The organism is Acinetobacter sp. UBA1297, from assembly GCF_002307755.1.
Classification (GTDB): Bacteria; Pseudomonadota; Gammaproteobacteria; order Pseudomonadales; family Moraxellaceae; genus Acinetobacter; species Acinetobacter radioresistens.
In genome coordinates, this window is the sequence record NZ_DBUF01000005.1 from 20,992 (window position 1) to 30,273 (window position 9,282).

The window sequence follows — 9,282 nt, forward strand, 5'->3', positions numbered from 1 at the left end:
TTTAGCGAACTCAACTATAAACATCAGGTACTTGAGGTCAATATTGATCCGGCTCTATCTGAGAATAGACTCGAGATGAATCCGCTTTATATTCCGCGTACTGTACAGCTACACCGCTTGAGCGGTGAACTCGATGAGGTATTAACGCAGCTAACCTTACTACCTGCAGGAGAAATTTCTGATATCGACCAGCGTGATTATCTTGATATTGAATATTATAGCTTGATTCCCCCTCCACATGACTTACGCAAAAAAATTGAAGATCTGCTCCCACCCGAGCGCTATCGGCTGGTGCGGATCAGCCGGAAATATTTACAACAGAGTTCATCTGAAGTTCATGCATCTAAAATTGATCTGGCACCGCCAACCCCTGAACAGCTCTTTGAACAGTTATGGCAGAAAATGGGCTATAGCCAGGATGAACAGGTCAAGCAAGATTTTATAGCACTACTGCAAGATGCACAGCAGTCAGAACATAAAGTGAAAACGGCGGATAATACATGAAAATTGTACGTCTAAAACTCCAGAATCTGGCTTCTTTGGCGGGTGAACAGGAAATCGATTTTGAGGCTGACCCTCTACAGCATGCTGGTCTGATTGCTATTACTGGCGCCACAGGTGCAGGAAAATCGACCCTGCTGGATGCGATGTGTCTGGCATTATTTAATAAAATTCCCAGATTAAAAACCCATGAAGGTAAGCTCAAGGACGTCAGCGGCCAAGACGTACAGATTGATTCAACCCTCAATATCCTGCGGCGAGGAACAGCCCATGCCTATAGTGAGCTTGAGTTCATCGCCCAGAATCAGAAACGCTATATTGCCCGCTGGGAATTAAAACGTGCACGCGGACATGCCGAAGGTAAATTACAGGCAGTGCAGCGTGCATTGGTCTGTGTCACTGATGGCAACATGCTTACAGACAAGGCTAAAGAGTGTGATAAACAGGTATTGGAGCTGATTGGTCTGAGCTTTGAACAGTTTACCCGGGCCGTACTTCTGGCGCAGTCAGAAGTTGGAGCGTTTTTAAAAGCCAAAGACAATGAGCGGGCTGACCTGCTGGAATACCTGACCAATTCCAATATTTTCAGTCTGGTGGGTAAGGCTGCGTTTGAACGGACCAAAATGGTCCGGGTACAGCGAGAAAAATTAAATGAGCTGCTTGGCCATGTAGAGCTGCTCAGTACTGAACAGATGGCGCAACTCGAAGATCAATATAAAGCACGACAACAGCAAGTGCAGCAACTTGAGCAACAGCGCCAGATTTTAAGAAATGAACTGCAATGGCATAAGAATCACAACCTGCTCTACACCCAGATACAGGCCAAGCAGGAGTTTTATCAGGTCCAGCTGGATGCCAACCAGAAGCTGGTTGAACAGCGCCTGCGTTTACAACAGCTTGAGCAGTTCGCCTCCATTCGTCCAGTCCTGCTTCAGCAAAAACGCTGTGAGCAGCAATTGCAGAATCTTGAAAAACAAATTTCTCAACACCAGCAGTTGTTCCAGCAGGTTTGTGAGCAGTATGAGGCAGCACAAAAAAGCTGTCAGGCAGCCAGAACTGCAGTAGAAGATGAAAAGCTGCGTCAGAACCAATTAGCTCCCTATTTAAATCAGGCCAAGCAGTTATTGGACCAGCGGAAGCTAATTGAGAGTCAGTATACGCAGGTACGCAATAAACTTAAGGAAAAAACTGCTGAACAACAGCAGCAACTTGAACAGTTACAGCAGGCACAGCAACAATATCAGCAGCTGGAAAATATACAGCAGCAACTACAGCAGCAACTTGCACAAAGCCAGCAATTGTGCGGTTTTGATAGTGAACCGCAAGCCAGTTTACAGCACCTGAAAGCCTATATAGCTCAGGCTCAACAGGCATCGGAACTGTACACGCAAGATCAAATTATCCATCTTCAAATCCAGCAGGATTCAATTGAACAGCAACTTCATAAACTAGTTCAACATGCAGGTGATGCCAACCAGCTTGAACAAAAACTGCGTGATTTGTATCAGCAGCGTGAGCAACAGCTTGAACGCACCTATCAGTTTGAACAGCTCCAGCACCAGCTAGAACGCTGGCAGATACACTATAGTGAACATCAAAGCCTCGACCAGAATATTCATCAATTAAAAAGTGAGATTCAAGAGCTGCACAATGCAATGCTGGAACAGCAATCAGCTTATGAGCATGACAAGAAAGAGCGTGAACTGTTACAGAAGCAATTACAGCAACAGCGTCTACTCTTTTCAGAAAATATTGAGCAGTTACGTGCAGCTCTGCAGCCAGATGAACCGTGTATGGTCTGCGGCAGCCAGCAGCATCCTTATCGTGAACAGCAGCATTTACTTGAGAAATCATTGCTGGTTATACAGGAACAGCAGGAAAAAAATTATCTGCAAAAAGAACAGGAGGCTCAAAATCAGTGGCTGGCTGCCCGGCAGCAGTATCTAAAACAGGAAACCGTCCTGTCACATTTGCAGCAACAGCAACAGCACTTTCTTGAACAGATACAGCAATTACAAAAGCAGCTTCAGCACAAATACAGTTTTTCCGGGCTAGAGCTTCTATGGGAACAGCCCCCCGAACAATTGCTTTTAAAACTAGGAGAGCTACAACAGGTTCAGCTTAAAGTACGTGAACAGCTTGATTTCAATATTACAGAAACTCAAAAGACCCAGTCGCAGTATAATGAATTGGTTCGGCAACTCGAAAAGCTTCGAGCACAATGTACCCGTGCACAGCAGTTACAACAGCTCGCTACTCCAATTTTAGAGAAACTGCCTTCAAGTCAACATTCAGACTGGCATGAGAATAGCCTTCAAGAAGCACAGCATATTTATCAGGTTTTCCAGAATCGCTTGTTACAGCTTGAGCAGCTAAATACTCATAAAGGCTTACTAGAGCAGCTAAACCTAAAATTACAGCCTCAACAGCTTCAATATCAATATTTAAATACGCAAATTGTTCAATTAGAGCAAGAGCTGGAACAGCTCAAGCAGCAAGGTCTAGATAATGTTACACAGGTTAAAGAATTAACGCTGAAAGTTGCCGGACAAACTTACGAACAGGCCCAACATTGGCTGGATGACCTTACGCAACAGCTTTCTATACTGGAACAATCCTGCTTAGAAAAACAACAGTATTTTGAAGGACTTCAGCAAAACTATCAGCAGCAGCAATCCAAAATTTCTCAATTTCAGGCGACCCGACAGCATGTTCAGCAGGAATATACGAATATATATGCCCAAGTTCAACACTGGCTCAATGATCATCCTGACTATTCCCCTGAACTGATTGAGTTTTTAGTATTACAAGATGCGACAGAAGAACAGCGAATACGTCAACTGATTCAGGCGAATGATCGGGGTTTATCTGAGGCAAAAACTGCCTTAAATACCCTACAGGAACAGTTTGAACAGCATCTTGCTACCAAACCGGCTCATGAGTTTGAACAGTTACAGAGTTTGCTTGAAAATCTGGAAATACAGCTAGAACATACTTATCAGGAACGTGATCAGCTAAGAACAAAACTGGAAATCCAGCAGCATAATTTGCATAAGCAGCAACAGTTTCAAAAACAGATTGTGCAGGTACAGCAGGAAGAATACCGTTGGAGCCGTATTTCGGAGCTGATTGGCAGTGCAGACGGTGCACGCTTTAAAAAACTTGCTCAGGAACATCACTTGGATATTCTGGTCGAATATGCCAACCAGCAGCTTCAACCATTAGCACCACGCTACCAGTTGCAACGAATTGAAGACAGTCTGGGACTGGCTATTATTGATCACCACATGAACGGCGAAGTCCGGCCGGTCCTGTCACTCTCTGGCGGAGAAACCTTTTTGGTCTCACTCGCATTGGCACTGGCAATCGCCAACATGGCTTCAGGTTCCATGAAAATCGAATCTTTATTTATTGATGAGGGTTTCGGTACGCTAGACCCAGCATCTCTACATGTAGTCATGGATGCACTGGACCGTTTACAGGGTCAAGGTCGTAAAGTAACCTTAATTTCACACGTACAGGAAATGCATGAGCGTATTCCCATCCAGATTCAGGTGAAAGCGGTCGGCTCTGGTGCCAGTCGGATTCAAATTGTTGGTTAATATAAGGCAGCTTCATTTTAAACTGCCGGCAGATTTGAAAATAGTTGCTTCGGTGCTGATTATACTTTATCTGAATCCCGGGTGCCAAATAGCGCTGTTCCGATCCGCACCATGGTAGAGCCGGCTATCACTGCAGCTTCAAGGTCAGCTGACATTCCCATACTCAAGGTATCCCAAACTTGCGGATGGGCATGAAATGTGCGCACTTGGTTAAATAGTTGCCGGGTATGTTCAAATGCATCAGTATGGCCTGGTGCCGGTATAACCATTAGGCCACGCAGGCATAAGTTTGGAAGCTGACTGATCATCTTGACCAGCTCTGCAACCTGTTCAGGTGAACAGCCATCTTTGCTTTCTTGGCCATCAATATTAACCTGAATGCAAATATTTAAAGCAGCTCGCTGTTCAGGTCGCTGAGCAGACAGCCGCTCTGCAATAATAAGACGGTCAACCCCATGTACCCAGTCAAAATTTTCAGCCAGCAGTTTGGTTTTATTGCGCTGCACGTGTCCGATAAAATGCCATTCAATATCATTTAAATCTTGCAGGCTGTGTATTTTTTCGAGTGCTTCCTGCAGATAGTTTTCACCAAAACTGCGTTGCCCAGCCTGATACATTTCACGTAAGACGACAGCAGGATGTGTTTTGGAAACTGCCAGTAATTGTACTGCGTCATCTGCACGTCCTGCTTTGTGGCTTGCTTCTTGAATCTGTGCCAGAACCTGATCACGGGCATCTTGAAGTTTATTCATTGACTGAGTTCTCATTTTGCCAAGTTTTTTTAAATTCCCTGTATTCAACTGTTGGTTCAGCTGAGGGAAAGCCGTATTATTCTACAAAATAATCAAGAATTCTTTTACGGTGGCGGGGACATTATGGATATTACAGAACTTTTGGCATTCTCGGTTAAAAATGGTGCCTCAGACTTGCATCTTTCAGCAGGAATGCCGCCGATGATCCGGGTCGATGGAGAAGTCCGCCGTATAAATCTGCCGGCACTTGAGCATAAGGATGTACACCGTCTGGTCTATGACATCATGAATGACAAGCAGCGCCGTGACTATGAAGAACTGCTGGAAACCGATTTTTCTTTTGAAGTTCCCGGTGTCGCCCGTTTCCGTGTGAATGCATTTAATCAGAACCGTGGAGCTGGTGCAGTCTTCCGGACCATTCCATCCAAAGTACTGACTATGGAAGATCTAGGCATGGGCCAAATCTTCCGTGATATCTGTGACTATCCACGTGGTATTGTTCTGGTTACTGGCCCGACAGGTTCGGGTAAGTCAACTACGCTGGCAGCAATGCTCGATTATATTAATGAAAACCGTTATGACCATATTTTAACAGTAGAAGATCCGATTGAATTTGTACATCAGTCCAAAAAATGCCTGATTAACCAGCGTGAAGTCCACCGTGATACACATGGCTTTAATGAAGCCCTGCGTTCAGCCTTACGTGAAGATCCGGATATTATCCTGGTAGGTGAGATGCGTGATCTTGAAACTATCCGTCTGGCACTGACTGCGGCAGAAACTGGTCACCTGGTATTTGGTACCCTGCATACCACATCAGCTGCAAAAACAATTGACCGTGTAATTGATGTATTCCCTTCTGAAGAAAAAGATATGGTTCGTGCCATGCTATCTGAGTCACTTCAGGCTGTGATTTCACAAACACTCCTCAAGAAAAATGGTGGTGGTCGTGTAGCCGCCCATGAAATCATGATCGGAATACCGGCCATCCGTAACCTGATACGTGAGAATAAAGTTGCTCAAATGTATTCTGCTATTCAGACCGGTGCCAACCATGGTATGACTACACTTGACCAAAGCCTGAAAACTTTAGTCTCTAAAGGCGTCATCAGCCCGCAAACTGCCCGTATGGCAGCAAAACAGCCCGAAGCTTTTATGTAATTTGCAATGTAATTAAGTGAGATAGCACATGGACTTTAATGACTTGCTTAACCTGATGATGGAACAAAAAGCATCGGATCTGTTTATTACTGCCGATGTTGAACCGTCAATGAAGATTAATGGCCAGATTGTTCCGGTTTCAAAAAACAAACTGACTGGTGAGATTGTCGGACAGCTGATTCATGCAATTATGACCGATAAACAGCGGCAGGAATTTGCAGATACACGTGAATGCAACTTTGCTATCACTAACCGGGAAAAGACAGCCCGTTTTCGGGTCAGCGCCTTTCAGCAGCGTGATTTACCCGGCATGATTTTACGCCGGATTGAAACACAGATTCCAACAATGGATGACCTGAAACTGCCACAGGTGTTAAAAGAACTGGCTATGACCAAGCGCGGCATTATTATTTTCGTGGGTGCCACCGGTACAGGTAAGTCAACCTCGCTTGCTTCAATGATTGGTTATCGGAACCATAATTCCAAAGGTCATATTATTACCATTGAAGATCCGATTGAATTTGTTCATGAACATGCCGGCTGTATTATTACCCAGCGTGAAGTAGGTATTGATACAGCATCCTTTGAAATTGCGTTAAAAAATACGCTGCGACAAGCACCTGATGTTATTTTAATCGGGGAAATTCGTTCAAGGGAAACGATGGATTATGCGATTGCATTTGCAGAGACTGGTCACCTGGTCCTGGCAACTTTACATGCCAATAATGCCAATCAGGCACTAGATCGTATTGTCCATTTCTTTGAGGCAGACCGGCATAGCCAGCTGTATATGGATTTATCACTGAACTTAAAAGCCGTAATTGCCCAGCAGTTGATCCCTACTCTAGATGGTAATGGCCGACGTGCTGCAATTGAAGTCCTGATCAATACCCCTCTGCTTGCAGATTACATCCGTAAAGGCGAAGTACATGAAATCAAGGACCTGATGAAGCGTTCACGTGAATTGGGTATGCAGACGTTTGACCAGGCACTATATGATTTGTATAAGGCCGGTCAGATTAGTTACAAAGATGCCCTTAAACATGCCGATGCTCCAAATGATTTACGTCTGCAAATCAAACTGTCCGAAGAAGGGGCCAGTCAGTTAATGGCTGCAGGACGTAATATTACTTTTGACGGTCAATAAACGATAACGACAATAAAAAGGGCCATTCCATGGCCCTTTTAATATGTTGTATTTATGTAGATTTTATTTCTTGCGAAAAGCATCTTGGCATTCAGTATCGCCACAGTAACCATATAAATTGAGCGAGTGACCTGTTAAATGAAAATTATATTGCTCAGCAACCTTATGCTGCTCCTGTTCAATAATATCATTTGTAAATTCAACTACTTTATTACAGTTTAGGCAGACCAGATGGTCATGATGATCTTCCTGCATAATTTCAAAAACTGAATGACTATTTTCAAAATTGTGACGCTGGATAATACCGGCTGTTTCAAACTGGGTTAACACACGATAAACGGTTGCTAAACCTACATCTTCACCCTGTTCGAGTAAAGTTTTATAAATATCTTCCGCACTCAAATGATGTTGTTTTGAATTTTCTAATAATTCCAATATTTTGATTCGTGGAAGGGTAACTTTAAGTCCAGCTTTGCGTAAATCTTGATTTGAAATAGCCATGAAAAAAGGTCTCTCAACAAATTTTAAGTTGGAATATGCAACAGAGTTTAGATGCAGTATGATTTATCCTTGGATCAAATGCATCATAATTAATTGGGATAGTGTAGCAAAATGCAAAAACTTATGCTGACGTTAGTCGTCACTTCACTGCTTGTCGGCTGTTCAACCTTGGGCGTTTATAAAGTTGATATCCCTCAGGGAACGCCATTGACTCAGGCACAAGCTTCAAAAGTCCAGGTGGGTATGTCTCATCAGCAAGTACGTTTTCTGCTTGGAAGCCCAACCGTAACTGATCCATTGAATCCATTACGCTGGGATTACATTTACAACTATATCCCAGGAACCTATGCCAAGAAAGCCAAGATTCCAGCGGCACATGGCCAGCATTTAAAGATTTACTTTAATGAAACAGGTATTGTTACCAAAATTGAAGGGCTGGAAACTATTCCAGAATCCCAACCTGGTCTGCCTGCTTCCAGAGAAGCGATTTTAAATGCGCCCCCACTATAGACGCTTTAAAATAAAAAGAAACCCCTCGATGAGGGGTTTTTCATATCATTTCAATTGTCTGAGGCGATTACTTTTGGCATAACGTCCCACCGGATTTTTTTCTGCCCGCTTACGGCGAGTCTCTTTCGGATTTACGGTTAAAGGCCGATAGATTTCTACCCGGTCTCCTGCCTGTAATGGCTGGCTCATCTCAGTCACTTTTATGCCAAAGATTCCGGTCTGTAGCACTTCAGGTAAATCAATCTTATTCCGTATACCACTTTGCTCTATTGCATCCCGAACGGTCATTCCCTCAGTAAACTCAACAGCACTCAGAAACTGTGCTTCAGGATGGGCATAAGCGACCCAGACTTGCTGATGCTTTACCATTATATAAACTGCCTGATAATCGCAACCATAGCTAATAAAATAGATAACGGTAAAACAATACGCACTGCAATACGCCACAAGTTGTAAAACAGCTCATTACTAAAGTTCATAGATTTGCGTAAATGGCTAATCTTCATGATCCAGCCAGCAAAAATGGCATAGATCAGGCAAATTATAAGACCCCATAACATTAATACCAGATTTAGCGCTGAATAAATTTCTGGAATTGCCCAAACCAATAAAGCAATTAGTAAAATCGCCCATTGTAGAACAATCGCAACTTGACGTTGTAATAACTGCTCACGGGCAAATTGAATAAACAATGCCGCTGCTGCTAGTGCAGTAATCACCAATGCAATAACAGGAAGCTCACCATTAGCAACAAAGAACCCAAAAGCAATTACAGCGACTAGCTGTGCAAACCAGATCGGTAGAACGGTGCCTGTTACTGCATTTTGTGTTTGTACCCAAGGCAAACTACTTTGCCAGTATAAGCCCAATCCCAGACCACTGGCCACAAGCGCAAGTACTGTTGCACTTCCCCACTCGCTAAACTCGACTGATGTCCATTGCCAGCTTGCAGCCGGTGTACCTAGGGTATTTGCAGTAATTAGTGAAATAATAACGCCTAAAGCTGTCACAGGAACAAGGAACTGGCGTGGAATAAAAGAGCCAATTAATGCAACCACTGCCATTGCCAGAAAAACAAGATGTGGAGCAAAGTCCGGAATCATTTGCA

General features: G+C 43.7%; 8 protein-coding genes and 1 pseudogene (1 of these 9 only partly in view). 5 read left to right on the top strand and 4 right to left on the bottom strand.

Going from position 1 to position 9,282, the window contains the following annotated elements:
* A pseudogene (locus B3R63_RS01450) lies at window positions 1–504 on the top strand (exonuclease SbcCD subunit D C-terminal domain-containing protein) (it extends 668 nt beyond the left edge of the window).
* Window positions 501–4,103: an AAA family ATPase gene (locus B3R63_RS01455; RefSeq protein ID WP_286728105.1), complete on the top strand. Its 3,603-nt coding sequence runs from the start codon at window positions 501–503 to the stop codon at window positions 4,101–4,103. Before B3R63_RS01450 ends, B3R63_RS01455 begins: the two are co-directional and overlap by 4 nt.
* A 59-nt stretch (window positions 4,104–4,162) precedes the next feature.
* Here B3R63_RS01455 and B3R63_RS01460 read toward each other — a convergent pair whose 3' ends face one another.
* Window positions 4,163–4,855 (bottom strand): YggS family pyridoxal phosphate-dependent enzyme, encoded by a 693-nt coding sequence (locus tag B3R63_RS01460; protein WP_286728107.1) that lies wholly within the window; start codon window positions 4,853–4,855, stop codon window positions 4,163–4,165.
* A 123-nt stretch (window positions 4,856–4,978) separates the two neighbouring features.
* On the opposite strand from B3R63_RS01460, the gene B3R63_RS01465 reads away from it, so the two are divergent.
* Together B3R63_RS01465 and B3R63_RS01470 are read left to right on the top strand one after the other, a co-directional pair.
* The gene (locus B3R63_RS01465) at window positions 4,979–6,016 is read left to right on the top strand and encodes a type IV pilus twitching motility protein PilT (RefSeq protein ID WP_005018932.1); all 1,038 of its coding nucleotides are present in this window, start codon (window positions 4,979–4,981) and stop codon (window positions 6,014–6,016) included.
* A gap of 28 nt (window positions 6,017–6,044) precedes the next feature.
* Window positions 6,045–7,163 carry a PilT/PilU family type 4a pilus ATPase gene (locus B3R63_RS01470; protein ID WP_005018931.1) on the top strand — a complete coding sequence of 373 codons (1,119 nt, stop codon included), beginning with the start codon at window positions 6,045–6,047 and terminating at the stop codon, window positions 7,161–7,163.
* Between the two features lie 63 nt (window positions 7,164–7,226).
* On the opposite strand, the gene fur is transcribed toward B3R63_RS01470, so the two are convergent.
* Window positions 7,227–7,664 carry a ferric iron uptake transcriptional regulator gene (gene fur / locus B3R63_RS01475; protein ID WP_005018930.1) on the bottom strand — a complete coding sequence of 146 codons (438 nt, stop codon included), beginning with the start codon at window positions 7,662–7,664 and terminating at the stop codon, window positions 7,227–7,229.
* A 111-nt stretch (window positions 7,665–7,775) separates the two neighbouring features.
* Between fur and B3R63_RS01480 the strand changes: the two genes are divergently transcribed.
* The gene (locus tag B3R63_RS01480) at window positions 7,776–8,174 is read left to right on the top strand and encodes an outer membrane protein assembly factor BamE (RefSeq protein ID WP_005027479.1); all 399 of its coding nucleotides are present in this window, start codon (window positions 7,776–7,778) and stop codon (window positions 8,172–8,174) included.
* Window positions 8,175–8,219: 45 nt separating this feature from the next.
* Here B3R63_RS01480 and B3R63_RS01485 read toward each other — a convergent pair whose 3' ends face one another.
* Window positions 8,220–8,543, bottom strand: a complete 324-nt coding sequence (locus B3R63_RS01485; protein WP_286728109.1) for an RnfH family protein — start codon at window positions 8,541–8,543, stop codon at window positions 8,220–8,222.
* Window positions 8,543–9,282 (bottom strand): hypothetical protein (locus B3R63_RS01490; protein WP_286728110.1); only part of this gene is annotated, 740 nt, incomplete at its 5' end. The genes B3R63_RS01485 and B3R63_RS01490, both read right to left, overlap by 1 nt.

Excerpts from the sequence above, each read along its gene's own strand:
- B3R63_RS01465 (WP_005018932.1), top strand. The coding sequence starts at position 4,979 with ATGGATATTACAGAACTTTTGGCATTCTCGGTTAAAAATGGTGCCTCA.
- B3R63_RS01460 (WP_286728107.1), bottom strand. The coding sequence starts at position 4,855 with ATGAATAAACTTCAAGATGCCCGTGATCAGGTTCTGGCACAGATTCAA.
- fur (WP_005018930.1), bottom strand. The coding sequence starts at position 7,664 with ATGGCTATTTCAAATCAAGATTTACGCAAAGCTGGACTTAAAGTTACC.
- B3R63_RS01485 (WP_286728109.1), bottom strand. The coding sequence starts at position 8,543 with ATGGTAAAGCATCAGCAAGTCTGGGTCGCTTATGCCCATCCTGAAGCA.
- B3R63_RS01480 (WP_005027479.1), top strand. The coding sequence starts at position 7,776 with ATGCAAAAACTTATGCTGACGTTAGTCGTCACTTCACTGCTTGTCGGC.
- B3R63_RS01470 (WP_005018931.1), top strand. The coding sequence starts at position 6,045 with ATGGACTTTAATGACTTGCTTAACCTGATGATGGAACAAAAAGCATCG.
- B3R63_RS01455 (WP_286728105.1), top strand. The coding sequence starts at position 501 with ATGAAAATTGTACGTCTAAAACTCCAGAATCTGGCTTCTTTGGCGGGT.